This is a genomic window from Sphingomonas sp. (assembly GCF_035758555.1).
GTDB lineage: Bacteria > Pseudomonadota > Alphaproteobacteria > Sphingomonadales > Sphingomonadaceae > Sphingomonas_B.
On sequence record NZ_DASTXI010000007.1, the window covers coordinates 1 to 26,832 of the forward strand.

Consider the following 26,832-nt stretch of genomic DNA (forward strand, 5'->3'; position numbering starts at 1 on the left):
ATCGCGCGAACGTCCGAGGGCCGTGAGATCCCGCGCGAGAAGCTGGTGCCGGGCGACGAGATCAGCGTCGGCCGCCTCAGCGAAAACGACGTTCATCTGGCCGACCTGGCGGTCGAGCCGCGCCATGCCGTGATCCGCCAGCCGGTGCTCGGTCGGCTCGTCGTCGACTCGATTTCAGGACTGGGCTTCGGACTCGACGGCCGCACCGTCTCCCACGCGGAAATCGATCCCGCCTCGGCCGGCGCAGAGCTTCGCTTCGGCAGCCACCGGCTGACGCTCGGCAGCGACGATGGGACTGTGACGGTCACCGTTGAGCGGGTCGAGGCACTGTCGGACTCGGCCGAGGAGAAGGACCAGCAGACCGTCTTCACGCTGCGCGGCCTGATGCCGGGCAAGCGGATCAGCGCCTACACATTCATCGCGCTGGTGCTGGCTGCTTTCCTTGCCTGGCCGATCTGGACTTATGCGAGCGCACACGGGGAGAAGATCAGGCCCGCCGGATTCCACGGCGACAAGACGTGGGAATCGGGGCCGCTCAGCAAGGCGCACGCAAACCTGGAGAATGACTGCCAGGCCTGTCACGTCGACGCTTTCGTGGCGGTCCGCGACGATGCGTGCGAGGCGTGCCACACCGATGCGCACGGGCGGGATGCGACGGGGCTGCAGCGCGTCGCGATGAACGGCCCCGGCCGGCCCGGCCCGGCTGCTTACGATCACGCTCCGGAAAAGCTGCTCGCGGTTGCGCGCGGCGGGCCCGACGATCTGGGCGGCCGCATCAAGGCGTTCTTCAAGCGCACCTTCAACAAGCCCGAGGGACGCTGCGTCGATTGCCATACCGAGCATGAGGGAGCTGGCCCGATGCCGGCGACGCAGCAGGCGTTCTGTGCGGATTGCCACAACGGGCTGCAGGGCCGGCTCCAGTCCGCCGGCTTCAAGAGCGCGATCGGCAGCGCGACCGATTTCGGCCTGCAGCACCCTCCGTTCAAGCCGATGATCCTGGCTGGCTTCGACAGCGCGAAAAAGGTGCCGTTCGCGAAGCGCGACGCGCGGGCCGGCGGCAACCCGCTGCTCGGCTGGCACATGCAGCGGGCCGTGATGACCGGCCCGATCCAGATGCCGAACGGGCTGAAATTCACCCATGCCCAGCATCTGTCCACGTCGAACGGCGTCGCCGAGATGTGGCGTAACGTCTCGCCCGGCCAGGGCCCCGGCATGGATTGTCAGGACTGCCACAAGACCGACCCCAGCGGCACGCGCTACCTGCCGGTCCGGATGGAGACGTCGTGCCAGGCGTGCCACAGCCTGGGCCTGCAGACGGTCGGCGGCACTGTCCGCCAGCTGCCGCACGGCGAGCCCGAGCAGGTGATTGCCGATATCCGTGCCTTTTACGGCTCGGGCGGCAGCTTCCGCCCGACCGGCCTGCCGATCGCGCGCTACACCCGCGCGCGGCCGGGCGAGGTCAATTCCGAGCGCCGCTCCGCCGACCTCGCGCGCGCGGCAGCGTTGCTGCCGGGCAAGGGCGACGCGCTGATCCGCGCGACCTTTGCGCCGGGCGGGGTCTGCGGCGAGTGCCACACGGTCAGCATGGGCGGCCCCGACGGCGTGCGAATCGCGCCGGTCGCACAGCCGACTCGTTATCTGCGCAACGGCTGGTTCGATCACCGCGCCCATATCAACCTGGACGTGCGCGGGCCCGACGGGGCGCGCCGCTGGGGCTGCCGCGACTGCCATGCGGCAGAAAAATCGAACGCTTCCAGCGATTTGCTTCTGCCGACCCTCGCCACCTGCCAGGCCTGTCACACCGGACAGAACGGCGCGCACAAAGCGCAGCTTGTGCGCTCCGGCACAGCTTCGTCCTGCGCCATGTGCCATGATTATCACGCCGACGAGGGAGCGCCCTGGGTGCTCAAGCGTAAGGGCAGGAAGACGGCGCCGGAGAACCAGGTGGCGATGCTGCAGGTCCGCTGGCGTTGAGGGGACACGCTTAACCACTCGTTGGTCGGAGTCCGCGTAAGGGGCGCGTTCCGGCCGAAAAGGGGGAGTGGTTGGGCATGGTAGGCGGGTGACATGCTGATCGCGCAGATCACGGACATTCATTTGGGGTTCGATCCGGACAATCCGGCCGAGTTCAACCGGAAGCGGCTGGATCAGGTGTTGCGTTTGCTGACCGGCATGAACCCGATGCCGGATCTTTTGCTTGCGACCGGCGATCTCGTCGATCGCGGCGACGCAGAGAGCTACCGGCGCTTGCAGAACGCGCTCAGCATCTGTCCTTTCCCCGTCTGGCCCTGCCTCGGCAACCACGACCTGCGCGAAACCTTTACGCAGAATTTCCCCGAAATCCCGACCGTCGACGGATTCGTTCAATATGAAGTGGACGCCGGGAAACTGCGCTTCCTGGTGATCGACACGCTGGAGGAGGGGCGCCACGGCGGCGCCTTTTGCGAAACCCGCGCGCGCTGGCTCCGCGCTCGTCTCGCCGAGCAGCAGGACCGCGATACCATCATCGTCATGCACCACCCGCCGGTCGATGTCGGCATCGAATGGATGGCGACCGACCCCGACGAGCCGTGGGTCGCGCGCTTTGCCGAGACGATCGCCGGCCATGCCCAGGTGAAGGCCATCATCTGCGGCCATCTCCACCGCCCGATCAGCGTCGCCTGGCGCGGCACGACGATCGCGATCTGCCCCGCAACTGCTCCTCAGGTCGCGCTCGACCTCGCTCCGATCGACCCCGACCGGCCCGATAACCGCCCGATGATCATCGCCGACCCGCCCGCCTTCGCGCTCCACAAATGGGACGGCCGCGCCCTCGTCACCCATTTCGACACGGCCGACGAGCATGTGATGCTCGCCAAATTCGACGACAAGATGCAGCCGCTGGTGAAGACGCTGATCGGCGAAAGGCCGGGACACGAGGCAGCAGAGGAAGACGCCCCGATCCGCCGGGTGTGCTGAGTAGGGCCTACATTCGGTCGTGCGCCGCCAGCCACGGCCGCAGCATGGCGAGATACGCTTCCGGATTGTCGTTCATCGCGGTGTGCGCCGCGCCCGGCACCTCGCGGAATGGCGCGCCTGCCTCGGCGGCGAAACCGGCGACGGTCGAAGGGATCGCCTCGTCATATTCGCCCGCCACGAACAATGTCCGCTCCGGGTCCAGCCGCTTCAGCAAGGCGCGGCCGTCATAATCCTTCAGCGTGCCCGACGCGGTGAACTCGGCGCGGCCCCACATGTGATTGTAGACATCGGGGCTGAAGCTGCGCGGCAGCGCGTCCTTGTATGCCTGCACAGCGGGCGGCGGGTCGAAGCGGCGGACGTGGTGCGCGTAGAAGGCGTCGGTCGCCGCCTCGCAATCCTTCTCCGGCGCGGCACCCGGCGTGTCGCAGAGGTAGAGCAGGCGCCGCACGTCCGGCGGCATGGCGTCCTTCAGCCTTTTCGCGTCGCGCAGCCAGATGTCGGTGGAAACGAGCGGCGACTGGATGATCACGCTGGCCAACTCGCGCGGCCGCTGCGCCGCATATTCCAGCGCCAGCGTGCCGCCCCAGCTCGCCCCCAGCATGTGCCAGCGCTTGACCCCCAGCGCCGCCGCGATCGCCGGCAGCTCGCCGACGAAGCGCGGCACCGTCCAGTTCTTCGGATCGCCCGGATGGTCGGACCGGCCGCTGTCGAGCTGGTCGTAGAGAATCACGGCGCGTTCGTCCGCCAGCGCGGTCGCGTTCAGCCAATACCAGTGCGAGCTCCCCGGCCCGCCATGCGCGAAGACGATCGGCGGCCGCGCTCCCGCCAGGTCGCCGTTGACGCGCACATAGATGCGCCCGCCCTCGACCGGCACCATTTCCTCGCGGTCGGGCGCGATGCGCACGCCTTTCGCCAGCGGCGCGACGGCGGCTTCGGCCGGCATCGTCAAGGCTGCCGCGCTCGCGGCAAGGAAGGTCCGGCGGTCGAGATGCATCGCATTCCGCTCCCTGTGGTGCGATTATGGCGCCAGGTGAAGAGGGAGGCAGGGATGGCACGGCTGGCTTACGTCATCAAATTCGTGGCCGACATGGACCGTGCGGTCGCGTTCTACAGCGAGACCTTCGGCTTTCCGGTCCGGATGAAGACGCCGTTCTGGAGCGAGCTCGACACCGGCGGCACCACGCTGGCGCTGCACCCGGCCAGCGACGCCAACCCCGCGGGCTCATGCCAGCTCGGCTTCAATCTCGACGATCTGCGGGCTTTTTATGAAGCGGGAGAAGTGACGTTCACGGCGCCCCCGAAGGAGCAGCACGGCACCTTGCTCGCGCGGATGATCGACTGCGAAGGGGCGGAAGTGTCGCTGAGCGGCTAGCCCTCGAACTCGATCCCCGCCCGGCCTTCGGCGAGCCAGGCGACGCGGCCGTGGCGGCGGAGCTTGCCGCAGACCAGGTGCACGCGCTCGCCGATCTTGGCCGAGCCGGGCAGGTCGATGCAGGCGCCGCCCGCCGACCAATTGTGCAGGCGCACGATATGGTTGCGGCCGCGGATCTTGAGGCCGGCGAAGACGCCTTCCGCCTCATTGCGCTGGAACCGGCGCAGGTCGGCCCAGCGATAGGCGCGGGACCATAGCCCCATGGTTTCGAGAGAGCTCAACCGCTTCATTGCCAAGGGGTTGTGCAGCAAAGCTCTTTCCAAATCCTTGCCGCTTGCGTGGCGGAGCCCGCATCGCCATAGCGCCGGGCCATGGCCGACCTCGCGATCGTATACGAACATCCGCTCTGGTTCCGGCCCCTGTTCGCGGCGCTCGATGCCCGCGGCATCGACTATGTCGCGATCCGGGCCGACGATCACCGCTTCGTGCCGGGTGCGAGCGTGCCGCCGGCGCCGCTGGTCCTGAACCGGCTGGCGCAATCGAGCTTCCTGCGCTCGGCCGAGCACCCGCTGTTCTACGCCGCTGCCCTGTTCGACGAGTGGGAGCGGCAGGGCGCGACAGTGATCAACGGCGGCCGCGCCTTCGCAATCGACTCGTCCAAGGCGCGGCAGCTGTCGCTGATCGCCTCGCTCGGCCTCGACACCCCCGCGACCCGCGTCGTCCACCGCGCCGCCGACGTGGTCGCGGCGGCCGAAGGGCTGCGTTTCCCGATCGTCGTGAAGGCGAATATCGGCGGGTCGGGCGCGGGGATCGTGCGCTACGACAATCTGTCGGAACTGAAGGTCGTCGCGGCCGAGAACGGGTTCCCGGCGAGCATCGACTCGGTGCTGCTGGTCCAGGAATATGTGCCGGCGCGCGGCGGCAGGATCACGCGGCTGGAAACGCTCGACCGCAAATTCCTCTACGCGATCGACGTCGAAGGCGGCGGCGCGTTCGATCTCTGCCCTGCCGATGCCTGCGTCGCCGACAGCAACATCCGCCTCACGCGCGCCGACCCGGCACCCGCGCTGATCGCTGCCGCCGAACGGATCGCCGACGCGATGGAGCTGGATGTCGGCGGGATCGAGGTGATGATCGACGACCGCGACGGCACGCCCCGCTTCTACGACATCAACGCGCTCTCCAACTTCGTCGCCGACCCGTTGACCGTCCTCGGCTGGGACCCGCATGAGAAACTGGTCGACTATCTCCAGCAAAGGATCGCGCGCGCATGAGGTACGGCTTCTGGATGCCGGTGTTCGGCGGCTGGCTGCGCAACGTCCCCGACGAGGGGATGGAAGCGAGCTGGGACTATGTGAAGCGCCTGACGCAGCGCGCGGAGGCGATCGGTTACGACCTGACGCTGATCGCCGAGCTCAATCTGAACGACATCAAGGGCGTCGAGCAGCCCGCGCTCGATGCCTGGTCGACGGCCGCGGCGCTGGCCGCGGTGACCGAGAAGTTGGAGCTGATGGTCGCGGTCCGGCCCAACTTCCACCAGCCGGCGCTGTTCGCCAAGGCGGCGGCCAATATCGACCGCATTGCGGGCGGGCGCCTCGCGCTGAACGTCGTCTCCTCCTGGTGGGCGGACGAGGCACGACAATATGGGCTGCAGTTCGACCAGCACGACGACCGTTATGCGCGCACGACCGAGTGGCTGCAGGTGGTCGACGGGCTCTGGAGCGACGACAGGTTCAGCTTCCAGGGCCAATTCTACCGCACGGACAATGCGATCTGCGCGCCCAAACCCGTTCGCAAACCGACCGTCTACGCCGGCGGCGAGAGCGAGGCGGCGAAGACGATGATCGCGACATATTGCGATGCTTATGTGATGCACGGCGACCCGCCTGCGGCGATCGCGCCGAAGATCGCCGACATGCAGGCACGGCGGGAAAAGGCGGGCGGCAAGCCGATGGCGTTCGGCATGGCCGCCTATGCGATCGTCCGCGACAGCGAGGCCGAGGCGAAGCGCGAGCTGGAGCGGATCACGACCGTCCGCGAGCTGCCGGCCGGCTATGCGAATTTCGACCAATGGCTGTCGGGCACCCAGCTGGAGCGCGAGCTGAAGATCCAGGAATATGCCGTCTCGAACCGCGGTCTACGCCCCAATCTGGTCGGCACGCCCGAGCAGCTGAAGGAGCGGATCGCCGAATACGAAGCCGCCGGCCTCGACCTGCTCCTGCTCCAGATGAGCCCCCAGGCGGAGGAAATGGAGCGCTTCGCCGCCCAGGTGATCGGCACGGCCTAGTCAAGGGCTCTCGTCGCCCCGGCCTTGAGCCGGGGTCCCGCTGACTTCGATGAGTTTCCCTAGCGCGGCTTGCGGTGGCCCTGGCGTCCTGCCCGGCCATCGCGCAGGTCCTGCCGGAAGGCGCGGCGATCGGCGCGCCTGTCCTGCCGATAGGCGCGGCGGTCGGCCTTGCGATCCTCGCGGAACTGCTCGCGCGTCACGGTGCCGTTGCGAACCGCCTGCCGATCGCCGCGCCGTTCGGTGCGGAACGCGCGCCGGTCCTGGCGACCCTCGCGGCGGAAATCGCGGAAGTCGCGCCGATCCTCTCGGTCCCGCAGCGTATAGCGGCGACCCTCCCAATGCCGGCGCTGGTTGTCGTTCCAGCGGTGGCGCTTGCCGACCCGGTCGTAAACGTAGATGCCCCTGCCGGGGTAATAGAAGTCGTCGTACCAGCCTGAGGCATAGCCGGCGCCATAATAGGGGCTGCCATAGCCGTAGCCGAGCGAAGCCCCGCCATAGCCGCCATACCCGCCATAGGATGCACAGCCGCCGAGCGCGAGGCTCGCGGCAGCGGCGACGATGAAGGTGCGGATGCGGGACATGGCCATTGCGACTCTCCGGAACGGTCTGCCATCGTCCGCCCCCGCTTTTGAACGCCCGCTGAACACTCCCTTGTTTTTGAAAAGCTTTTTGCCCAGGAACCAGGCGGCGGTGCCGCTGTTCTGCAGCAATCCGCTGCCGCTGTCTTATTTCTGCAATCGGTCCGTCATAATGGGCTCTCGCGCCGCCTCTCCGGTGGCTGGAGTTTGTAACAAATGCGATTGTTCCTTCCGATCCTGGCCGCGGCCGGTCTGCTTGTTCCGACCGCCGCCCAGGCCCGCGACGATGCCCAGCTATGGACCGGCGTCGGCGGCACGGTGAAGCTCGGCGGCCGGTTCAAGCTGTCGCAGGACGTGACCGTGCGCCTCAGCGACGATCGCGGCGGGCTGTACGAGATCGAAAGCAACACGCTGCTCGGCTATGGCATCACCGACAAGGTGACGCTCTGGGCGGGCTACACCCACGACCCCAATTATGCCGGCGGCGACTTTACGGTGATGGAGCACCGTGCGCGCGAGCAGGTGACGTTCGATAATCTCGCCCGAATCGGCGGCGGCACGCTCAGCGGGCGGCTGCGGCTCGAACAGCGCTGGCGGGAGGGTATCGACGGCACGGCCTGGCGCTTCCGCCCCTACATCAAATACACCCTGCCGTTCCGCGCCGGCCACAAGACGGCGCTGGTGCTGAGCCACGAAAGCTTCGTCAACCTGAACAGCACCGGCTTTCAGGGCGTCGAGGGGGCGGAGCGGATGCGCAACGCCATCGCCATCACCACCCCGGTCGCCCGGCACGTCAACCTGGAAGTCGGGTACCTGAACCAGCACAGCTTCGTGCCGCACGCGCCGGACAATGACGACCACGCCGCCACGGTGACGCTGGGTCTCTCTTTCTGACGGGCGCTGCCGGGCTTCAGCCGCCCTGCTTCGCCAGCCACTCCTCCAGCCATTTGATGCTGTAGTCGCCGGCCTGGAATTCCGGGTCCTCGAGCAGGGCCTGGTGGAGCGGGATCGTCGTCTTCACGCCTTCGATCACGAACTCCTCGAGTGCGCGGCGGAGGCGGCGGATCGCGCCTTCGCGGGTGTGGCCCCAGACGATCAGCTTGGCGATCATCGAGTCGTAATAAGGCGGAATGCGGTAGCCGGAGTAGAGCCCGCTATCGACGCGGACGTGCAGCCCGCCCGGTGCGTGGTATGAGCTGACCAGCCCCGGCGAGGGTGCGAAGGTCTGCGGGTCCTCGGCATTGATCCGGCATTCGATCGAATGGCCGCGGAACGTCACGTCCTGTTGGCGCAGCGTCAGCGGGTGGCCGTCTGCGATCCGGATCTGCTCGCGCACCAGGTCCAGGCCGGTGATCGCCTCCGTCACCGGATGCTCGACCTGCAGCCGGGTGTTCATCTCGATGAAATAGAACTGCCCGTCTTCCCACAGGAATTCGATCGTGCCCGCGCCGCGATAGCCCATGTCCGCCATCGCCTTCGCGACGATGCCGCCCATCCGCGCCCGTTCCTCGGGCGTGATGACGGGGGAGGGGGCCTCCTCCAGCACTTTCTGGTGGCGGCGCTGCAGCGAACAGTCGCGCTCGCCCAGATGGATCGCGTTGCCGTTGCCGTCGCCGAACACCTGGAACTCGATATGGCGCGGATTGCCGAGATATTTCTCGATATAGACGGTGTCGTCGCCGAACGCGGCCTTGGCCTCGCTGCGCGCCTGGCCCATCAGGCTTTCGAGCTTGTCTTCGGAGGGCACGACCTTCATGCCGCGCCCGCCGCCGCCCGATGCGGCCTTCACGATCACCGGATAGCCGATCTCGGCCGCGATCTTGCGTGCCTCGGCAAACTCGCTGACGCCGCCCGCGGAACCCGGCACCAGCGGCAGGCCCAAGGCGCCGGCGGTGCGCTTCGCCTCGACCTTGTCGCCCATCGTCCGGATATGCTCGGGCTTCGGGCCGATCCAGATCAGGTTATGGCTCTCGACGATCTCGGCGAAGCGGGCATTCTCGGACAGAAAGCCATAGCCCGGATGGATCGCGTCGGCGCCGCTGATCTCGGCCGCGGAGATGATCGCGGGGATTTTCAGATAGGATTCGCCGGCCGGCGGCGGGCCGATGCACACCGCTTCGTCGGCCAGGCGGACATGCATCGCGTCATTGTCGGCGGTCGAATGCACCGCGACCGTCTTGATGCCCATTTCGTGCGCCGCACGGTGGATGCGCAGCGCGATCTCGCCGCGATTGGCGATCAGGATTTTGGAAATGGCCACCGCGGCTTACTCGACGACGATCAGCGGCTGGTCGAACTCGACGGGTGCGCCGTTCGCAACCATGATCGCCTTGACCGTGCCGCCATGCGGGGCAGTGATCGGGTTCATCACCTTCATCGCCTCGATGATCAGCAGCGTGTCGCCGGCATTCACCTTGCCGCCGACCGAAACGAAGTTGGGCGCACTGGGCTCCGGCGCCAGATAGGCGGTGCCGACCATCGGCGAGCGGATGGCGTTCGCCGACTCGGCCTGCGGTGCGGGCGCTGCCTGGCCAGCGGCGGCCGGCGGCGGCGCAGCGGGTGCAGTAACGGGCGCAGCGACGGCGGCAGCCACCGCCTGCACCTGCCGTGCGACCCTGATCCGTCGTTCCCCGTCCTGGACCTCGATCTCGCTGAGGTAAGTGGCGTCGAGAAGCTCGGCGAGCTGGCGCACCAGATCGGTGTCGACCTGCATCGTCCCCTTGTTTGTATCGGTCATGGGCGGCCCTTACTCAAAGCCGGGCGGCGGCGTCCAGCGCAAGCAGATAGCCCATCGCACCGAACCCCGCGATGGTTCCCTTCGCGGCTTTGCCGATATAGCTGCGGTGCCGGAACGGCTCGCGCGCATGCGGGTTCGACAGATGCACCTCGATCACGGGCACCGAGACCGCCTTCACCGCGTCGTGCAGCGCGACGGAGGTGTGGGTATAGCCGCCGGGATTGAGGATCACCGCCTTCGCGGCGTCCGCGTTGGCCTCGTGCAGCCAGTCGATCAAATGGCCCTCATGGTTCGACTGCCGGAATTCGACGTCGAAGCCCAGCTCCCGCGCCCGATCCTCGACCCGGCCGGCGATGTCGTCGAGCGTGTCGTGCCCGTAGACCTCGGGCTCGCGCAGCCCCAGCAGGTTGAGGTTGGGGCCGTTCAGGACGAAGATGGTCGGCATTGATCCCCCTGGGCATAACCCATATCTGCACCGCCTCTAGCCGTTCGTGTCGAGCGAAGTCGAGACACGTCCGGTACAGCGCTTCTCGACGTAGTTTATCCCGAGCTGCGTCGAGGGACTCGAAACGAACGGACGTTATGCACACCGACGGAACGATCACGATCAGCGTCAATGGCGAGCACAAGCGAGTCGCGGCCGGGCTGAGCATTGCCGAGCTGGCGAGCGAGCTGGGGCTGGTGCCGGAAAAGGTCGCGGTCGAACGCAACCTGAAGGTGATACCCCGATCGACGCTGGGCGAGGTGCTGGTCGAGGACGGCGACGAGCTGGAGATCGTGCATTTCGTCGGCGGCGGCGATCATGCGGCGCGGATCGACGAGGACAGCTGGACCGTCGCGGGGCGTACTTTCCGCTCGCGGCTGATCATCGGTACCGGCAAATACAAGGACTTTGCCGAGAACGCCGCGGCCGCCGAAGCGTCGGGCGCGGAGATCGTCACGGTCGCGGTGCGGCGGGTCAATATGGCCGATCCGAACCAGCCGATGCTGACCGACTTCATCGATCCGAAGCGCTTCACTTATCTGCCGAACACGGCCGGCTGTTTCGACGCAGAATCCGCGATCCGCACGCTCCGCCTGGCGCGGGAGGCGGGCGGCTGGGACCTGGTGAAGCTGGAAGTGCTGGGCGAGGCGAAGACGCTGTACCCGGACATGGTCGAGACGCTGCGCGCGACCGAGATCCTGGCCAAGGAAGGCTTCCTGCCGATGGTCTATTGCGTCGACGATCCGATCGCGGCGAAGCGGCTGGAGGATGCGGGCGCCGTCGCGATCATGCCGCTGGGCGCGCCGATCGGCTCCGGCCTCGGCATCCAGAACCAGGTCACGATCCGCCTGATCGTCGAAGGCGCGAAGGTGCCGGTGCTGGTCGATGCGGGCGTCGGCACGGCGTCGGACGCGGCGCTTGCGATGGAGCTCGGCTGCGACGGCGTGCTGATGAACACCGCGATCGCCGAGGCGAAGGACCCGATCGCGATGGCCCGCGCGATGAAGCTCGCCGTCGAAAGCGGCCGCCTCGCCTATCGCGCCGGCCGCATGGGCAAACGCCGCTACGCCGACCCGTCCAGCCCGCTCGCGGGGCTGATCTGATTTGCTAGAGAGAATCGCAGACCCAGCCGCAACGCTGTTGGCGACCGTAATTGGCGGCCTATTGGTGATTCTCGCGAACTGGTTGACCGAACGCCGGAAGGAGAGGCGGGGCGCGGAGGAGCGCGAAGATCGCAATGCCGCGCTCATGACAGCTGTCTTCGTTGTTCGGAATTTTATCGTTGAGGCGCTCAATCAGGAGTCTAATCCGGCCATTCCATCGGGCCGTCGGTTGGGAGGGCTTAAATCGGCTCAGAGAAACCTAGATGCCATAATCGAAAAGAGCCCGCCCGAGGTCCAATACATTATGTCAACAATTTTTGGCATGAGTTTGCGTCTTGGGGATCTCATTACAGCTATGGAGCGATCTGTCGATCATCTTGAGATTGAGTTGCGAATAGAACTTCTCTATCGTGCACTCGAAGATTTCGACATCGTGTCTGGGCAAGATTTGGAGATTTTGAGCGCAGATGACCTGCGCGGGATTGTAAGCAATCCGGAAGATGTGCCGGAGTGAGTAGGATTCAGCGAGGGATCTTGTTGCGAGGGTGTTGAGTCGAGCAGGATCGGTTTCCGAGGAGATCGCTTATGCCCGCCGTCGAAGCTGCGGTTTTGCCCATTCTTGCTGCCGTGACCCTGACGGCTGGGGCATGCCACGCGGCTCCCGATAACAAGCAGGCTGCCGCTCCCGCGGTGCAAGCAGCGACAGAGCCGGTCACGCTGACCGCGGCGGACGGCGTGAAGGTGTACGGCATCTGGTATCGCGCCGAGCAGCCGAAAGCGCTGATCCTGCTGTTCCACCAGGCCGGCTCAAGTAGCGGCGAATATGCGACGATTGCGCCGAAGCTGGTCGCGGAAGGGTATAGCGCGCTCGCGATCGACCAGCGCGCGGGCGGCGGCCTGTTCGGCGAGAACCGCACCGCCAAGGCGCTCGGCCGCGAGGCGGGCTATCTGGAGGCCAAGGCCGATCTGGAGGCGGCGCTGGCCTGGGCGCAGGGCAGGAAGCTGCCGGTGCTGCTCTGGGGCAGCAGCTATTCCGCCGCCCTGGTGTTCCTGGTCGCGGCCGAGCATCCGCCGGGCGTCATCGGCGTGCTCGCCTTTTCTCCCGGCGAGTATCTGGGCAGCGACACGATGGTGAAGGCCGCTGCGGCCAAGGTGCAGGTGCCGGTCTTCGTCACCTCGGCCAGGGACCCGAAGGAGATCGCCGCCGCCCGCGCGGTTGCGGAGGCGGTGCGCGTCAAGGGCACGACTTTGTTCGTGCCGCAGCAGGGCGGCGTCCACGGCTCCTCCACCCTGATCGCTGCGCGCGATCCCGCCGGCGCCGACGAGAATTGGAAGGCCGTCCGGGCCTTCCTCCGCCGCGTCGCGCCCTGATTCATTCGCGCCGTTGACGGGCGCCGGAAGCCGTCGCAGAACGGAAAAGGTATACAGGGAGGGATCAGCATGAGGCTATTTGCGTGCGCGGCGTTGGCCGCGGCGCTTGGCCTGTCCGGCGCAGCGATCGCGCAGGGGCAGCCGAGCGCGGACGAACTGGTCGCGAAGAACCTGGCGGCGCGCGGCGGCGCGGACGCGCTCGCGGCGCTGAAGTCGGTCAAGTTCACCGGCAAGCTGATTTTCCCCGGCGATTTCCAGCTCGCCTATGACGAGACCCGCGCGCACGAGGCGAAAGGGGACGCGACGCGCGTCAATGCTTCCATCCAGGGCCTGACGCTGGTCCAGGCCTATGACGGCGCCAATGGCTGGCGGATCAATCCCTTCCAGGGCCGCCGCGATGCCGAGAAGATGACCGAGGACGAGGCCCGCTCGATGGCCGACTCGGCGCTGATCGACGGCGTGCTGCTCTCGGCGAAGAAAGAGGGCGCGAAGGTCGCCTATCTGGGTCGCGAGGATTTCGACGGCACGCTCGGCTACAAGCTGAAGGTCTCGCAGCCAGACGGCGACGAATTCGTCTACCTGCTCGATCCCGATACCTTCCTCGAGATCAAGATGACCGAGACGCGGCGGCTCCGCGGCGCGCAGCAGGTCACCGAGTATGAGCTCGGCGATTACGTAAAGGTCGGCGGGGTCTATTTCCCGATGTCGGTCGATAGCTGGCAGCAGGGCCAGCAGAACCAGCGCCAGCGCGTCGTCATCGCTTCGGCGGAGGCGAATGTGGATGCGCCGCCGGCGCTGTTCGCCCAGCCGGCCGACGCGCCGAAACCCGCTCTGCCCGGGCCGACCGACAAGAATCTCCAGCCGCGCGACAAGAACGAGAAGCCGGCCGATTCCGACGTCCCGCATCCCTCGAAGCCGAAGGCGGAGTGATCCCCATGCGCAGCATCCTGCTCACCACGACCGCCCTGCTGCTCGCCGGGCCCGCTCTGGCCGCCACCGCGCCGGCCGCATTCGCCGACTCGGCCGCGATTTCCGGCCTCGGCATCCGCAACATCGGCTCGGCGCAGATGTCCGGCCGGATCGCGTCGCTCGCCGCTCGTGCCGAAAAGGACGGCAAGACCACGCTCTATGTCGGCGCCGCCTCGGGCGGCGTCTGGAAGTCGGAAGACGGCGGCACGACTTTCCGTCCGGTCTTCGACAAGCAGGCCAATCTGTCGATCGGCGAGATCGCGCTCGATCCGACCAATCCGCAGACGGTCTGGGTCGGCACCGGCGAAAGCTGGACGCGCAACTCGGTCTCCATTGGCGGCGGCGTCTACAAGTCGACAGATGGCGGCGACACCTGGCAGCTGATGGGACTGCCGAAGACGGAACGGATCGTCCGCATCCTGGTCCACCCGAAGGACGGCAACACCGTCTATGTCTGCGCGCCGGGCCCGCTCTGGTCCGACAGTCCGGACCGTGGGCTCTACAAGACCACCGACGGCGGCCGGACCTGGACGCAGATCGTCAAGCCCGCGAACCTGTCGACCGGCTGCTCGTCGGTCGCGATGGACCCGAACAATCCCGACCATCTGCTCGCCGGCACCTGGGATTTCCGCCGCACCGGCTGGGATTTCCGCTCTGGCGGCCACGGCCCCAACGCGCCGTCCGGCAGCCGGATGATGGAATCGATGGATGGCGGCCGCACCTGGACCGACCTCAACGCCCAGACGCGCAGCGGCCTGCCGGCCCAGCCATGGGGCCGGGTCGAGATCGCCTGGGCGCCGTCCGATGCGAAACGCGTCTACGCGTTCGTCGAGAATGTCCGGTCCGCCCTCTATGTGTCGGAAGACGGCGGCAAGACTTTCCAGGAACGCGATCGCAGCCAGGGCATGGTCTGGCGGCCGTTCTATTTCGGACGGCTCGTGGTCGATCCGAAGAACCAGGATCGCCTGTTCAAGATGGGCTATCACATGATCGGCTCGGAAGACGGCGGCAAGAGCTTCACCGATTCCGCCCAGTCCAGCCATGCCGACTGGCACGCGCTGTGGATCGATCCGACCAACACGAAGCACATGATCGGCGGCGACGACGGCGGCCTGTGGATGACGGAGGACGGCGGCACCAAATGGCGCCACGGCCTCAACCTGCCGATCAGCCAATTCTACCACGTCAGCGTCGACAACAAGGATCCGTATCAGGTCTATGGCGGCTTGCAGGACAATTCGGCCTGGGTGGGCGACCAGGAATATCCGGGCGGCATCACCAACAGCCGCTGGGAAAACCTGCTCGGCGGCGACGGCTTCTGGGCGTTCCCGGATCCGGCCGACCCGGACTATGTCTATGCCGAATATCAGGGCGGCAACATCAGCCGGATCAACCGTAAGACCTTGGAAGCGCGCGATATCCAGCCCAAGGGCGGCTATAAGGAAAAGCTGCGGTTCAACTGGAACACGCCGATCCACCTGTCGCCCAATGAAAAGGGCACGATCTATATCGCCTCGCAATTCCTGTTCCGCAGCCGCGATCACGGCCAGAGCTGGGACCGCATCTCGCCGGACCTGACGACCAATAATCCCCTGAAGCAGAAGCAGGAGGAATCCGGGGGCATCACCGTCGACAATTCGGCGGCGGAGATGCACACGACGATCTATTCGATCTCGGAAAGCCCGAAAGCGCCGGGCCAGATCTGGGTCGGCACCGACGACGGCAACGTCCAGCTGACCCGCGACGGCGGCAAGAGCTGGACCAATGTCACGAAGAACCTGAAGCTGCCCAGCGACAGCTGGATCAGCTGGGTGGAAGCGAGCCGCTACGATCCAGCCGTCGCCTATGTGACGGTCGACCGGCACACGGTCGGCGATTTCGCGCCCTACATGCTGCGCACCGGCGATTACGGGAAGACCTGGAAGCCGCTGATCGGGCCGAGAACCCAAGGCGTGAGCGGCTATGCCCATGTCGTGAAGGAAGACCGGGTGAATCCGGACATCCTGTTCGTCGGCACCGAATTCGGCCTGTTCATGTCGCTGGACGGCGGCGCGAACTGGGCGCAGTTCAAACCGAACAATTTCCCCGACGTGGCGGTCCGCGACATCGCGATCCAGGAACGCGACGACGATCTGGTGCTGGCCACGCACGGCCGCGGCATCTGGGTGATCGACGATCTGAGCCCGTTGCGGGCGCTGACGCCCGACAAGCTCGCTGCCACGGCGGTGCTGGTCCCCGGTCCGCCCGTCCAGCAGCGCATCCAGGGCAATGGCGGCTGGGCCGAGGGCGACGCCACCTATGCCGGCGAGAATCCGCCGAACGGCGCGGTCATCACTTACTATCAAAAGGCGCGGCACGTGATCGGGCGGATGAAGCTCGAGGTGCTGGACGCAAGCGGCAATGTGGTCGACGAGCTGCCCGCCTCGAAGCGCCGCGGCCTGAACCGCGTCGTCTGGGCGATGCGGACCAAGCCGCCGCTGGTGCCGCCGGCGGCGCAGATCGCGTTCAGCTCGACCCAGGGCGAGCGCGTGCTGCCCGGCCAGTACACCATCCGCCTGACCAAGGCGGGCGAGGTCTCGACCGCGCCGATGACGATCGGGCTGGACCGGCGCGCGACCTTCACGCTGGACGACCGCAAGGCGCAGTACGACGCGGCCGAGCATGTGAAGACCCTGTTCGCGCGGATGAGCAAGCTGGTCGCGCAGATGAACGCGGCGCGCGCGCAGGCAGCGAAGGTCGCGGCCGATCCGAACGCCTCGCCCGAGGCCAAGGCGCAGGCCAAGGCATTCGGCGACAAGGTCGAGGTGCTGCGCACGCAGGTGGTCGCGACGAAGGAAGGCGGCGCGATCACCGGCGAGGAGCGGCTGCGCGAGAATATGGACTATGCCTATGGCGCGGTCACGTCGACCGAGCAGCGGCCGACGCCCTATGCGCTCGCGCGGGTCGACGCGCTGGAGAAAGAGCTGGGCGAGGTGGAGGCCGCCTGGGCCGCTCTTTCGGCGCAGGGCATGAAGGCGGTCAACGCGGCGGCGGCCACAGCGGGGTTGCCCGAAGTCGATCTTGCTGCCATCGAACCCGAAGACGATGGGGCGCGGGGCGGCGACATCGAAGCGCTCGCCCGCGGGTTGGTCGGCACGCGGTTTACGGGACAGCTCTCGGCGCTCACCGGGGGCAGTGAAAGGGAATGAGCAACTAAGGGTCGTTCGCTTCGGACGAGTGGAGACGCGGGGGCGCGGGAGTGGCGCTTCTCCACGATGTGCGAAGCGGGCAGAATTGCGGGAGAAGATAGTTGATTCCAGTATTGATCGGCCTCGCCGCCGCCCCGGCAGAGGCACCGGAGGCGCGCCATTCGCCCATCATCGTCGAAGGCTTTCGCGTCGATGTCGACGAGGACAAGCCGGCCAAGCTCGACCACATCCTTCCCGAAGTCGACGGGACCAAGATCACCGTCACCAAGAAGACGAGCGTCACCAAGCTCGACCAGCAGCCGCCGGTCATCGAGACGCAGGGGCGCGAGCTGTTCGCGCGCTCGCCGGGCCTGCTGGTGTCGGAGCAGCAGACGCCGACCCAGTTCAACCTCAGCTATCGTGGCATCGGCAATCCGCAGGAAGCCGAATATGTGCTGGTGCTGCAGGACGGCATTCCGATCCAGTCGGACTGGATCGGCTTCCCCACGCTCTACTACGTGCCGCTGCCGCAGAGCCTTTCCGAGGTGCAGCTGATCCGCGGCGGATCGAGTCTGCTCTACGGCCCGGAGCCGACGCCAGCGGTCAATTTCGTTTCCAAGCGGCCGGACCCGCGCGGCCCGGCGCTGACCGGATCGACCCAGCATCTGGTCGGCAGCGACGGGCTTTATTCGACCTTCAACGTGCTCGAAGGGGTGTCCGGCGACGTCGAATATCGGGGTTCGCTCGGCTATACGAAAAGCGACGGCCAGCGGCAGAATTCGGCCTCGCATCTGCTGCAGGGCGATCTCTATTTCGGCTATCGCCCGACCGATCGCGCGCTCTGGTATGTGCGCCTGCAAGGGCACAGTGCCGAGGCGGGGAATCCGGGCCGGATCAGCTATCCGCAGTTCCTCGCCGACCAGAATTTCGCGCCGACTCCGTTCAATCGCGATTGGGTTCGCCGCGGCGCGGTGATCCTGGGCAATGAGCTGGAGCTGGGCGACGGCTGGCATTTCGAGGGCAAGGCCTGGGCCTCGGACCTCCAGCTCTATACCCGCAGCGCGCGCGATTCGGGCGCGACGACGACCACATTGCAGGACGAACGCTTCCGCAATCAGGGCGTGGACCTGCGCGCGCGCAAGCGCTGGGGTCGGGGCAATGCCTTCACCTTCGGCGTGACCGGCACGCACAGCAGCGCACCCTTTCTGCAATTCACCAGCACCAACCTGACCGCAGATCGCGGCGAGCACAGCGGCACGCCGCGGCTGAACCAGGACCGCGATTCCTGGCTGGGCGCCGTCTTTGCCGAGAACGTGTTCCGCCTGCCGCACCGCTTCCATGTCGTGCTCTCGGGCCGGCTGGACGTGGAGAAGCTGCGCGTTCGCGAGACGGTGAAGCCTGGAAACCTGACGCGACCGCTCTCGAATGTCGATGTGTCGCGCACGATTCCATTGCTGGGCGTCGGCATCGGCAACGACTTCGGCAAGGATAACGAGACTTATCTGAGCATCACGCAGGGCTATCGTCCGCTGCGCTATTTTGACGTGGCCTCGCCCTTCTCGAACCTGCAGCCGGGCAATGAGGCCGACGCGCCGGAATCGACGTCCTACGAAGCGGGCGTGCACGGCACGCCGCTGCCGGGGCTGTTCTACGACGTCAGCGTTTTCCAGATCAATTTCAGCAACCGGATCGAAAGCCGGCGTCTGAACGGGACCGACGTGATCAACGTCAATACCGGCGACACCCGCCATCGCGGGTTCGAGGGCGAGGTCTCGTACGATTTCTTCGCGGCCCGCAACAATGCCCAGCACCTGACCGCGTTCCTGAACGTCGCGCTGCTGGATGCGAAATTCGTCGACAGCGACAATCCGGCGCAGATCGGCAAGCGGCCGGCATTCGCGCCCAAGTCGATCGTCAAGGGCGGCATCACCTGGCGCGAGACGGGCAAGTACAGCGTCAGCCTGACCGGCCTGTCGGTCAGCTCGCAATTCTTCCAGGACTCGAACCTGCCGGTGGGCGCGGGGGCAACGCTGATCCCGGCCAAGATTCCCGCCTACGAAGTGTTCGACCTGGCCGGCGAGTGGACGATCCTGCCGCATGTGCGGCTGCAGGCAGGCGTGCAGAATCTCTTCAACGAGAAATATTATGCGCGCGTCTTCCAGACCGGACTGGAGCCGGGCCGCCGCCGCACCGTCTATGGCGGCGTGACGTTCGGCTTCTGACGCCGGCTGAGTAGCAGCACGGCCGACAGCGCGGCGAACCCGGCACCGCCGAGGAACGTCGCGCTGGAGCCGTACCGGTCCCAGATCAGCCCCGCGCCGAGGCTCGCGACCAGCAGCGCGAGCCCGGTCGCGAGGTTGAACGCCCCGAATGCCGAGCCGCGTAAATCGTCCGGCGCACGATCGGCCACCAGCTTGGCGAAGATGCCCTGGGTCAGCGCCATGTGCAGGCCCCAGAGCAGGATGCCGGCGAAGACGCTTGCCAGTTCGTCGGCGAACGCGAGCAGCAGGTCGGCGCCGATCAGGCAGCCTATGCCGGCCAGCAGCAGATGCGACGGGCGGACCCGGTCCGCGGCCACGCCCGCCGGATAGGCGCCCAACGCATAGACGATGTTCATTGCGACCAGCACTGCCGGCGCCATCGCGACCGGCAGCGCCAGCTCGTGCGCCCTGAGGATCAGGAATGCCTCGCTGAACCGCGCAAGGGTAAAGACGACGCCGATGCTGGTCAGCGTCCAGAAGGGGCGGCCCAGCCGGGCCAGATCCGCGGCCCTGAGCGGCGGCCGCGCTTCCGTGGTGGCCGGTGCCGGCGGGTCGCGGACCCAGATCAGCACGACCAGGACTGCGCCCGCCGCCGGGATGCTCGCCAGCCAGAATACTGCCCGGACATCGTTCGACAGCAGCAGCATCAGCGCGATCGCGAGCAACGGCCCGACAAAGGCGCCGACCGTGTCGAGCGACTGGCGCAGTCCGAAGGCGCGGCCGCGGATCGCTGCCGGCGTCACATCGGCGATCAGCGCATCGCGGGGCGCGCCGCGCAGGCCCTTGCCGATCCGGTCGGCGAAGCGGGCTCCCAGCACCAATTGCGCCGAGCCGGCGAGCGCGAACAGCGGCTTGGAGACTGCGGCGAGGCTATAGCCGACAAGGATCAGCGGCGTTCGCCGGCGTAGCCGGTCCGAGAGATAGCCCGAAAAGACCTTCGCGATCGACGCCGTCGATTCGGCGATGCCATCGATCAGGCCGACAAAGGCGACGCTCGTGCCCAGCGTCATCGTCAGGAACAGCGGCAGCAGCGCGTGGACCGTTTCCGACGAGATATCCATCAGCAGGCTGACGAATCCGAGCGCCCAGACGGTGCGCGGCAAGGCTTGGCGGTCGTGCACTCGCTCTCCCCGGCGTTCTCTTGCTCTATGCCACATCTTGCACCATATGCGCGGCGGGAGTCGGGCGGACGCAGCATTCGCCAACCCGGTCAGGTCCGGAAGGAAGCAGCCGCAACGAACTCGCTACGGGTCGTTCCGGCTCCCACCGCGCGGTGCGCACAGCGGGAACTGCGTTCCCGCTGAGACGGACAAGCGCGGCCGGCGGCCCTACGGCGTAGCTTCGCCGCGGCCCCAGCATCTTCCCTGTCCTACCCCCGCAAAACCTGCCATACCGGAACATGACGCGAACAAACCCGCGCATCCGATTTCTTTATGTCACAAGGGCAAAGACAGTGAAGTTTGGCAAGTTCAGGGCGAGCGCCTAGTTTGGCTTCGATGTCCGAATCCCCCGCTTACCGCGTCCTCGCGCGCAAATACCGTCCGCAGCGTTTTTCCGAGCTGATCGGCCAGGACGCGATGGTCACCACGCTCGGCAATGCAATCCGGCGCGGCCGGCTCGCCCATGCGTTCCTGATGACCGGCGTGCGCGGCGTCGGAAAGACCTCGACCGCGCGGCTGATCGCCAAGGCGCTGAACTGCGTCGGCCCGGACGGGCAGGGCGGTCCGACCATCGATCCGTGCGGCGTCTGCGAGCCCTGCGTCGCGATCGCCGAAGGCCGCCACATCGACGTCGTCGAGATGGACGCGGCCAGCCATACCGGCGTCGACGACGTGCGCGAGATCATCGAGGCGGTGCGCTATTCGGCCGTCTCCGCGCGCTACAAGGTCTACATCATCGACGAAGTGCACATGCTGTCGAAGAACGCGTTCAACGCGCTTCTGAAGACGCTCGAAGAACCGCCTGCGCACGTCAAATTCCTGTTCGCGACCACCGAGGTCAACAAGGTTCCGGTGACGGTGCTGTCGCGCTGCCAGCGCTTCGACCTGCGCCGCATTCCTGCGGACAAGCTCGCCGCGCATTTCGCGCACGTGGTCGAAGCGGAAGGTGCGCAGGCCGAACCCGAGGCGCTGGCACTGATCGCGCGGGCGGCGGAAGGGTCGGCTCGCGACGGCCTCTCGATCCTCGACCAGGCGATTGCGCACGCGGACATGGAAGGCGGCGAAGTTTCAGCCGCGCAGGTCCGCGAGATGCTGGGCCTGTCCGATCGCGGCGCGATCCGGCGGCTGTTCGGGCATCTGCTGTCGGGCGAGGGCGAAGCGGCGCTGAAGGCGCTTCGCGACCAGTACGATCTCGGCGTCGATCCGGTCGGCGTGCTGCGCGGGCTGCTCGAGGCCGTCCACGCCGTCACCATGGCGAAGATGGGCGGCGGCGCCGACCCGTCGCAATCGGCCGAGGAACGCGAGCTGCTGGGCGACTGGGCGGTGCGGCTGTCCTTCGCGCAGCTCCACCGCTTGTGGCAGTTGCTGTTGAAAGGCCATGACGAGGCGGTGCGCGCGGCGATGCCGCTGGAAGCCGCCGAGATGGCGCTGCTCCGCCTCGTCCACGCGGCCGAGCTGCCGGATCCGGCCGAACTGCTCAAGCGGATCGGCAATGGCGAGGCTGTCGCGCCGGCGGCACCCCGCGCGTCGGCTCCCCCGCCGCCGTCGGCACCCGAGCCCACCGCACAATATCCGGAAAACTTCCCGGCTCTCGTCGACCTGCTGGGCAAGGGCGGCAAGCCTTTGCTCGCCCAGCAGCTCCACGATTTCGTCGGCCTCCAGCGCTACGCCCCGCCCGAGCTGGCGGTGAAGCCGCTGAAGCCGTTGCCGGGCGATTTCATGCGAGACCTTGCTGCGGCCCTGCGCACGCTGACCGGCACCATCTGGACGGTGAGCGCCGAGGAAGGCGCCGCGCAGCCGTCGCTGCTGGACCAGGAACGCGCCGTCGAGGAAGCGGCGAAGCAGGCGATTCTCGACACGCCTTTGGTCAAGGCCGCGTTCCAGGCCTTTCCGGGTGCCGAGCTGATCGACTACAGCGCGGTCGAGCAACGGAGTGCCCCATGAAGAACCTCGACGACATCCTCAACATGGCGAAGAACGTCCAGGACGAGCTCGCCAAGGCGCAGGCCAATCTCGACAAGATCGAGGTGGAGGGCGCGTCGGGTGGCGGCATGGTCAAGGTCCGCGCGACCGCGAAGGGCCGGATCATTGCCGTCGACATCGACGAATCGCTGCTCCAGCCGGGCGAGAAGCAGATGCTGGAGGACCTGGTCGCCGCCGCCTTCAACGACGCCCGCGCCAAGGCGGATGCCGCGTCCAGCCAGGAGATGGGCAAGATGACCAGCGGCCTCCCGCTCCCGCCGGGCTTCAAGCTGCCGTTCTGACGATCCCTTAGGATCGTCACCCCGGCCTTGAGCCGGGGTCTCGCTGTTTTCGGAACAAAGAAGCGGGATCCCGGATCAAGTCCGGGATGACGAGAGTGACCAGTCGCCCGACTTCCCGCCGGTTTTGCTGACTAGCCGCACGTCCTCGATCGCCATCGCTTTGTCGATCGCCTTGCCCATATCATAGAGGGTCAGGAGCGCGACCGAGACGGCGGTAAGCGCTTCCATCTCGACGCCGGTCTTGCCCTCGGTCGCGACAGTGGCCGTGGCGGCGATCGCGCCCTCCTCGAACGTGAACTCAACCGACACCCGCGCGATCGGCAGCGGATGACAGAGCGGGATCAGCTCGCTCGTCCGCTTGGCGGCCATGATGCCCGCCACCCGCGCGACCGCCAGCGCATCGCCCTTGGCCAGCGATCCCGCCCGGATTGCCGCCAGCGCCTCCGCGCTCATCCGGATGCGCCCGGCGGCGACGGCCTCTCGCGCGGTGGCGGTCTTGCCCGACACATCGACCATGCGCGCGGCGCCTGCCTCGTCGAGGTGGGTGAGCTCAGGCACTGAGCAGCTGCCGCGTCGCTGCCTCGACGTCAGCCTGCCGCATCAGCGCCTCGCCGATCAGGAAACAGCGCACGCCATGCTCGGCCATCGCGTCCAGATCGGCGCGCATGGTGAGGCCGCTTTCGGCGACGAAGGTGCAGCCCGGCGGCGCGCGTCCGACCAGCTCGTAGGTGCGGGCGAAATCGACCGAGAAATCGCGCAGGTCGCGATTGTTGACGCCGATCAGCCGCGATTGGAGGCGGAGCGCCCGGTCGAGTTCGGCCGCGTCATGGACCTCGATCAGGGCGTCCACGCCCTGTTCGATCGCCGCCGCCTCGATCTCGGCCATCTGCTGGTCCGACAGGGCCGCGACGATGATCAGGATCGCATCCGCCCCGATCGCGCGGGCCTCCGCGACCTGCCATGGATCGACCATGAAGTCCTTGCGCAGCACTGGCAGCGAACAGGCCGCGCGTGCCGCGACCAGATACGCCTCCGCGCCCTGGAAATAGCGCTCGTCGGTCAGCACCGACAGGCAGGCCGCGCCGCCCTCTTCGTACGCACGCGCATGCGCCGGCGGGTCGAAGTCGGCGCGAATCAGGCCCTTGGACGGACTCGCCTTCTTGATCTCGGCGATCAGGCCGTAGCCCGGTGCGGTATCGAGCGCGCGACGAAAACCGCGCGGCGGCGATTGCTCCGACGCGCGGCGCTGCAGCTCGGACAGGCTGCTCGCTGCCTTCCGCGCCGCCACTTCCTCGCGCTTGTGAGCGCAGATTTCCTGGAGCTTGTTCACGCGACCCCAATGCCGCCCGTGCTGAGCGAAGTCGAGCGCATAGCATCGCTCGTCCTGAGCGGAGCGCGCAGCGCGTAGTCGAAGGGCGCGGGCTGGGAGTCCGGTGCAGCGCCCTTCGACTTCGGCCTTCGGCCTTCGCTCAGGACGAGCGACCCTGCTCGTCTCTCGATTCCACCACTCACCGATACGCGATCCAGCAGTCGAGCAGCGTGTTCGCAAGGCCGTTGTCGAGCACTTCGCCGGCCTCCTCGACGCCCTCGGCCAGCGTGCTCACCCGGCCGGCGACCATCAGCGCGGCGGCGCCGTTGAGCAGCACGGCGTCGCGATAGGCGCCCGGCTCGCCCTGCAGCATGCGGCGAAGCGCGGCGGCGTTATAGGCTGCGTCGCCGCCGCGCAACTCGTCGAGCGGGTGGGTGGCGAGGCCGACATCCTCCGGCTCGATCCGCAGCGATCCCTTGCCGCATTTGCCGACACGCACGATCGTGCTGGGCCCCGCGATCGACAGCTCGTCCAGCGGTTCGTCTCCCGCCACCAGCATCGCCGCTTCGAGGCCAAGCAGATCCAGCGCTTCGGCATAGACGGGCATGAAGTCGGGCCGGGCGATGCCGATCAGCTGGCGCGTGACCCGCGCAGGATTGCAGATGGGGCCGACAAGGTTGAACACCGTGCGCCGCCCGATCCGCTTGCGGATGGCCGCCAGCGCCGACAGCGTCGGATGGTGTTTCTGGGCGAACAGGAACGCGATGCCGATATCGGCCAGGCTCCGCTCCGCGCTGGCGGAGGCAATGTCGAGATCCAGCCCAAGCGCCTCCAGCGTGTCGGCGCCTCCGGCCTTGCTGGAGGCCGCCCGATTGCCGTGCTTGGCGACCGGCACGCCGCATGCCGCGACGACGATCGCGACCGCGGTCGATATGTTCAGGCTGTCCTGCCCGTCGGCCCCCGTGCCGCAGACGTCGATCGCATGCGCGGGCGCGTGCACTTCGATCATCCGCGCCCGCATCGCCCGCGCGCAGGCGGCGATCTCGATGCTGGTCTCGTCGCGGATCGACATGTCGGTCAGGAAGCGTCGCACGTCGTCCGGATCGCAGCGCCAGTCGAGCATGTCCCCGAACGCCGCCTCGGCTGTCGTCATGTCGAGCGGTTCGTTCGCGTCGGGAAGCGGGCGGATCGTGGTCACGCGCGCTCCAACACCCGCATCCCGGCAATCCGCATGAAGTTCGCCAGCATCGCATGGCCGTGCTCGGTCGCGATGCTTTCCGGGTGGAACTGGACGCCGTGAATCGGGAGCGTGCGGTGCATGAAGCCCATCACGCTGCCGTCCGGCGACCGCGCGTTGATGCGCAGCGTATGGGGCAGGCCTTCCTCCGGCACGATCAGCGAATGATAGCGGGTCGCCGTGAAGGGGGAGGGGAGGCCCTCGAACAGCCCGGTCCCGTCATGCTCGACCGGCGAAGTCTTGCCGTGCATCAGCCCGCCGCGCACCACCTGCCCGCCGAAATGCTGGCCGATCGCCTGGTGGCCGAGGCATACACCGAGCAGCGGCTTTCCGGCCTCCGCGCATGCCCCAACCAGATCGAGCGACACGCCCGCCTCGTTCGGCGTGCACGGCCCGGGGGAAATCAGAAACGCCTCCGCCCCCGACGACAGCGCCTGCCCGGCCGAAATCGCATCGTTGCGCACGACCTCCACCTCGGCGCCCAGCTCCATCAGATAATGGACCAGGTTCCAGGTAAAGCTGTCGTAATTGTCGATGACGAGGATGCTCATTGTCCGAATCCTGGCTCCGACGCCCTCCTGATCGCCTCGCGGGCGGCGGCGAAGAGGGCGCCGGCTTTGGCTTCGCATTCGCGCTGTTCATAGGCTGGATCGCTGTCGGCGACGATGCCGGCGCCGGCCTGCACGTGCATCGTGCCATCCTTCACCACGGCAGTGCGGAGCACGATGCAGCTGTCCATCGATCCGTCCGGCGAGAAATAGCCGACGCCGCCGGCATAGGCGCCACGGGTTTCCGGCTCCAGTTCGGCGATGATCTCGCAGGCGCGGACTTTCGGGGCGCCTGAGACCGTACCGGCGGGAAAGCCCGCGAACAGCGCGTCGAGCGCATCGCGCTTCTCGGGCAGGCGGCCGACCACGTTCGATACGATGTGCATCACATGGCTGTAGAACTCGACCGTATAGCTGTCGGTGACGCGCACGGTGCCGGCTTCGGCGACGCGGCCGACATCGTTGCGGCCAAGGTCGAGCAGCATCAGGTGCTCGGCGCGCTCCTTCGGATCGGCGAGCAGGGAGTCGCGGTTCTCGGCATCCTCGACTGCAGTCTTCCCGCGGGGCCGGGTACCGGCGATCGGGCGGATCGTCACTTCCCCGTCGCGCGCGCGGACGAGGATCTCCGGGCTGGAGCCGATCAGCGCGAAACCGGGCAGGTCGAGGAAGTAGAGGAACGGCGAGGGATTGATCCGCCGGAGCGCGCGGTACAGGTCGAACGGCGGCAGCGGGAAAGGCGCCGTGAAGCGCTGGGCGAGCACGACCTGAAAGATGTCGCCGGCAAGGATATAATCCTTCGCGCGAGCGACCATTGTCTTGTACTCGCCGCCAGCCAGAACGGGTTCCGGAACCACCCGCTCGTCCCGAGCGAAGTCGAGGGGCGTATCGCCCGAGCTTCCCGGCACCGCCCCTCGACTGCGCTCGGGACGAGCGAACTGGGGATACTGGAGTTTGGCCGCAGCCGCGTCGATCCGCTCCCAGGCATCGGCCACCCGCCGCTCCGGATCGCCATCCCCCGGCCAGAGCG

The 26,832-nt window shown here is 67.2% G+C and carries 26 protein-coding genes and 1 other RNA gene; 15 read left to right on the forward strand and 12 right to left on the reverse strand.

Annotated features, from left to right (window positions below; genetic code table 11):
* Both VFT73_RS00385 and VFT73_RS00390 read left to right on the forward strand, forming a co-directional pair.
* Positions 1–1,974, forward strand: a 1,974-nt coding sequence (locus tag VFT73_RS00385) for a hypothetical protein (RefSeq protein WP_326408114.1), incomplete at its 5' end; no start/stop codon positions are given.
* Between the two features lie 93 nt (positions 1,975–2,067).
* Positions 2,068–2,958, forward strand: coding sequence for a phosphodiesterase (locus VFT73_RS00390; protein ID WP_326408115.1), 891 nt, complete (start codon positions 2,068–2,070; stop codon positions 2,956–2,958).
* A gap of 7 nt (positions 2,959–2,965) precedes the next feature.
* Here the strand turns inward: VFT73_RS00390 and VFT73_RS00395 are convergent, their stop codons facing one another.
* Positions 2,966–3,952 carry a proline iminopeptidase-family hydrolase gene (locus VFT73_RS00395; RefSeq protein ID WP_326408116.1) on the reverse strand — a complete coding sequence of 329 codons (987 nt, stop codon included), beginning with the start codon at positions 3,950–3,952 and terminating at the stop codon, positions 2,966–2,968.
* Positions 3,953–4,006: 54 nt separating this feature from the next.
* Here VFT73_RS00395 and VFT73_RS00400 point away from each other — a divergent pair, with 54 nt between their 5' ends.
* Positions 4,007–4,330 (forward strand): VOC family protein, encoded by a 324-nt coding sequence (locus VFT73_RS00400; protein ID WP_326408117.1) that lies wholly within the window; start codon positions 4,007–4,009, stop codon positions 4,328–4,330.
* Here the strand turns inward: VFT73_RS00400 and VFT73_RS00405 are convergent.
* The gene (locus VFT73_RS00405; protein WP_326408118.1) at positions 4,327–4,611 is read right to left on the reverse strand and encodes a PilZ domain-containing protein; all 285 of its coding nucleotides are present in this window, start codon (positions 4,609–4,611) and stop codon (positions 4,327–4,329) included. The two genes, VFT73_RS00400 and VFT73_RS00405, sit on opposite strands and share 4 nt — an antisense overlap.
* Before the next feature lie 90 nt (positions 4,612–4,701).
* Between VFT73_RS00405 and VFT73_RS00410 the strand changes: the two genes are divergently transcribed.
* Together VFT73_RS00410 and VFT73_RS00415 are read left to right on the forward strand one after the other, a co-directional pair.
* Positions 4,702–5,604: an alpha-L-glutamate ligase gene (locus VFT73_RS00410; protein WP_326408119.1), complete on the forward strand. Its 903-nt coding sequence runs from the start codon at positions 4,702–4,704 to the stop codon at positions 5,602–5,604.
* On the forward strand, positions 5,601–6,617 hold the full coding sequence (locus VFT73_RS00415) for an LLM class flavin-dependent oxidoreductase (protein ID WP_326408120.1): 1,017 nt from the start codon (positions 5,601–5,603) through the stop codon (positions 6,615–6,617). Before VFT73_RS00410 ends, VFT73_RS00415 begins: the two co-directional genes overlap by 4 nt.
* A gap of 59 nt (positions 6,618–6,676) precedes the next feature.
* Here the strand turns inward: VFT73_RS00415 and VFT73_RS00420 are convergent, their stop codons facing one another.
* Entirely contained in the window at positions 6,677–7,204 is a 528-nt protein-coding gene (locus tag VFT73_RS00420; RefSeq protein ID WP_326408122.1) for a hypothetical protein, read from the reverse strand.
* Positions 7,205–7,411: 207 nt separating this feature from the next.
* Here VFT73_RS00420 and VFT73_RS00425 point away from each other — a divergent pair, with 207 nt between their 5' ends.
* The gene (locus VFT73_RS00425; RefSeq protein WP_326408123.1) at positions 7,412–8,089 is read left to right on the forward strand and encodes a DUF2490 domain-containing protein; all 678 of its coding nucleotides are present in this window, start codon (positions 7,412–7,414) and stop codon (positions 8,087–8,089) included.
* Positions 8,090–8,105: 16 nt separating this feature from the next.
* Here the strand turns inward: VFT73_RS00425 and accC are convergent, their stop codons facing one another.
* Genes accC through aroQ form a run of 3 tightly spaced genes read right to left on the reverse strand, consistent with a single transcriptional unit; the run spans position 8,106 to position 10,377 of the window.
* Positions 8,106–9,455 carry an acetyl-CoA carboxylase biotin carboxylase subunit gene (gene accC, locus VFT73_RS00430; protein ID WP_326408124.1) on the reverse strand — a complete coding sequence of 450 codons (1,350 nt, stop codon included), beginning with the start codon at positions 9,453–9,455 and terminating at the stop codon, positions 8,106–8,108.
* A 6-nt stretch (positions 9,456–9,461) separates the two neighbouring features.
* Complete coding sequence (gene accB / locus VFT73_RS00435; RefSeq protein WP_326408125.1) at positions 9,462–9,932, reverse strand: acetyl-CoA carboxylase biotin carboxyl carrier protein; 471 nt, start codon at positions 9,930–9,932, stop codon at positions 9,462–9,464.
* Between the two features lie 13 nt (positions 9,933–9,945).
* Positions 9,946–10,377, reverse strand: coding sequence for a type II 3-dehydroquinate dehydratase (gene aroQ / locus VFT73_RS00440; protein ID WP_326408126.1), 432 nt, complete (start codon positions 10,375–10,377; stop codon positions 9,946–9,948).
* Positions 10,378–10,514: 137 nt separating this feature from the next.
* Here aroQ and thiS point away from each other — a divergent pair, with 137 nt between their 5' ends.
* From thiS to VFT73_RS00470, 6 genes are all read left to right on the forward strand, one after another.
* Entirely contained in the window at positions 10,515–11,519 is a 1,005-nt protein-coding gene (thiS, locus tag VFT73_RS00445; RefSeq protein WP_326408127.1) for a sulfur carrier protein ThiS, read from the forward strand.
* A gap of 37 nt (positions 11,520–11,556) precedes the next feature.
* On the forward strand, positions 11,557–12,033 hold the full coding sequence (locus VFT73_RS00450) for a hypothetical protein (RefSeq protein ID WP_326408128.1): 477 nt from the start codon (positions 11,557–11,559) through the stop codon (positions 12,031–12,033).
* Positions 12,034–12,104: 71 nt separating this feature from the next.
* Positions 12,105–12,890, forward strand: coding sequence for an alpha/beta hydrolase (locus VFT73_RS00455; RefSeq protein WP_326408129.1), 786 nt, complete (start codon positions 12,105–12,107; stop codon positions 12,888–12,890).
* Between the two features lie 69 nt (positions 12,891–12,959).
* The gene (locus VFT73_RS00460; protein WP_326408130.1) at positions 12,960–13,820 is read left to right on the forward strand and encodes a hypothetical protein; all 861 of its coding nucleotides are present in this window, start codon (positions 12,960–12,962) and stop codon (positions 13,818–13,820) included.
* A 5-nt stretch (positions 13,821–13,825) separates the two neighbouring features.
* A complete protein-coding gene (locus VFT73_RS00465) occupies positions 13,826–17,047 on the forward strand; it encodes a VPS10 domain-containing protein (protein WP_326408131.1) in 3,222 nt (1,073 codons plus the stop codon).
* Positions 17,048–17,148: 101 nt separating this feature from the next.
* Complete coding sequence (locus VFT73_RS00470; protein WP_326408132.1) at positions 17,149–19,248, forward strand: TonB-dependent receptor; 2,100 nt, start codon at positions 17,149–17,151, stop codon at positions 19,246–19,248.
* Here VFT73_RS00470 and VFT73_RS00475 read toward each other — a convergent pair.
* Positions 19,221–20,408, reverse strand: a complete 1,188-nt coding sequence (locus tag VFT73_RS00475; RefSeq protein ID WP_326408133.1) for an MFS transporter — start codon at positions 20,406–20,408, stop codon at positions 19,221–19,223. The two genes, VFT73_RS00470 and VFT73_RS00475, sit on opposite strands and share 28 nt — an antisense overlap.
* 52 nt (positions 20,409–20,460) lie before the next feature.
* Between VFT73_RS00475 and ffs the strand changes: the two genes are divergently transcribed.
* The 3 genes from ffs (at position 20,461) to VFT73_RS00490 (ending at position 22,711) form a co-directional block, all read left to right on the forward strand.
* Positions 20,461–20,558: signal recognition particle sRNA small type (gene ffs, locus VFT73_RS00480), an RNA gene on the forward strand.
* Positions 20,559–20,783: 225 nt separating this feature from the next.
* On the forward strand, positions 20,784–22,391 hold the full coding sequence (locus tag VFT73_RS00485; RefSeq protein ID WP_326408134.1) for a DNA polymerase III subunit gamma/tau: 1,608 nt from the start codon (positions 20,784–20,786) through the stop codon (positions 22,389–22,391).
* Positions 22,388–22,711: a YbaB/EbfC family nucleoid-associated protein gene (locus VFT73_RS00490; RefSeq protein WP_326408135.1), complete on the forward strand. Its 324-nt coding sequence runs from the start codon at positions 22,388–22,390 to the stop codon at positions 22,709–22,711. Before VFT73_RS00485 ends, VFT73_RS00490 begins: the two co-directional genes overlap by 4 nt.
* A 75-nt stretch (positions 22,712–22,786) precedes the next feature.
* On the opposite strand, the gene moaC is transcribed toward VFT73_RS00490, so the two are convergent.
* The 5 genes from moaC to VFT73_RS00515 form a co-directional block, all read right to left on the reverse strand.
* Positions 22,787–23,269, reverse strand: coding sequence for a cyclic pyranopterin monophosphate synthase MoaC (gene moaC / locus VFT73_RS00495; RefSeq protein WP_326408136.1), 483 nt, complete (start codon positions 23,267–23,269; stop codon positions 22,787–22,789).
* The gene (gene trpC, locus VFT73_RS00500; protein ID WP_326408137.1) at positions 23,262–24,041 is read right to left on the reverse strand and encodes an indole-3-glycerol phosphate synthase TrpC; all 780 of its coding nucleotides are present in this window, start codon (positions 24,039–24,041) and stop codon (positions 23,262–23,264) included. Before trpC ends, moaC begins: the two co-directional genes overlap by 8 nt.
* Before the next feature lie 178 nt (positions 24,042–24,219).
* Complete coding sequence (gene trpD / locus VFT73_RS00505; RefSeq protein ID WP_326408138.1) at positions 24,220–25,218, reverse strand: anthranilate phosphoribosyltransferase; 999 nt, start codon at positions 25,216–25,218, stop codon at positions 24,220–24,222.
* Positions 25,215–25,808 (reverse strand): aminodeoxychorismate/anthranilate synthase component II, encoded by a 594-nt coding sequence (locus VFT73_RS00510; RefSeq protein ID WP_326408140.1) that lies wholly within the window; start codon positions 25,806–25,808, stop codon positions 25,215–25,217. Before VFT73_RS00510 ends, trpD begins: the two co-directional genes overlap by 4 nt.
* On the reverse strand, positions 25,805–26,832 hold a 1,028-nt coding region (locus tag VFT73_RS00515; protein WP_326408141.1), incomplete at its 5' end, for an anthranilate synthase component I family protein. The genes VFT73_RS00510 and VFT73_RS00515, both read right to left, overlap by 4 nt.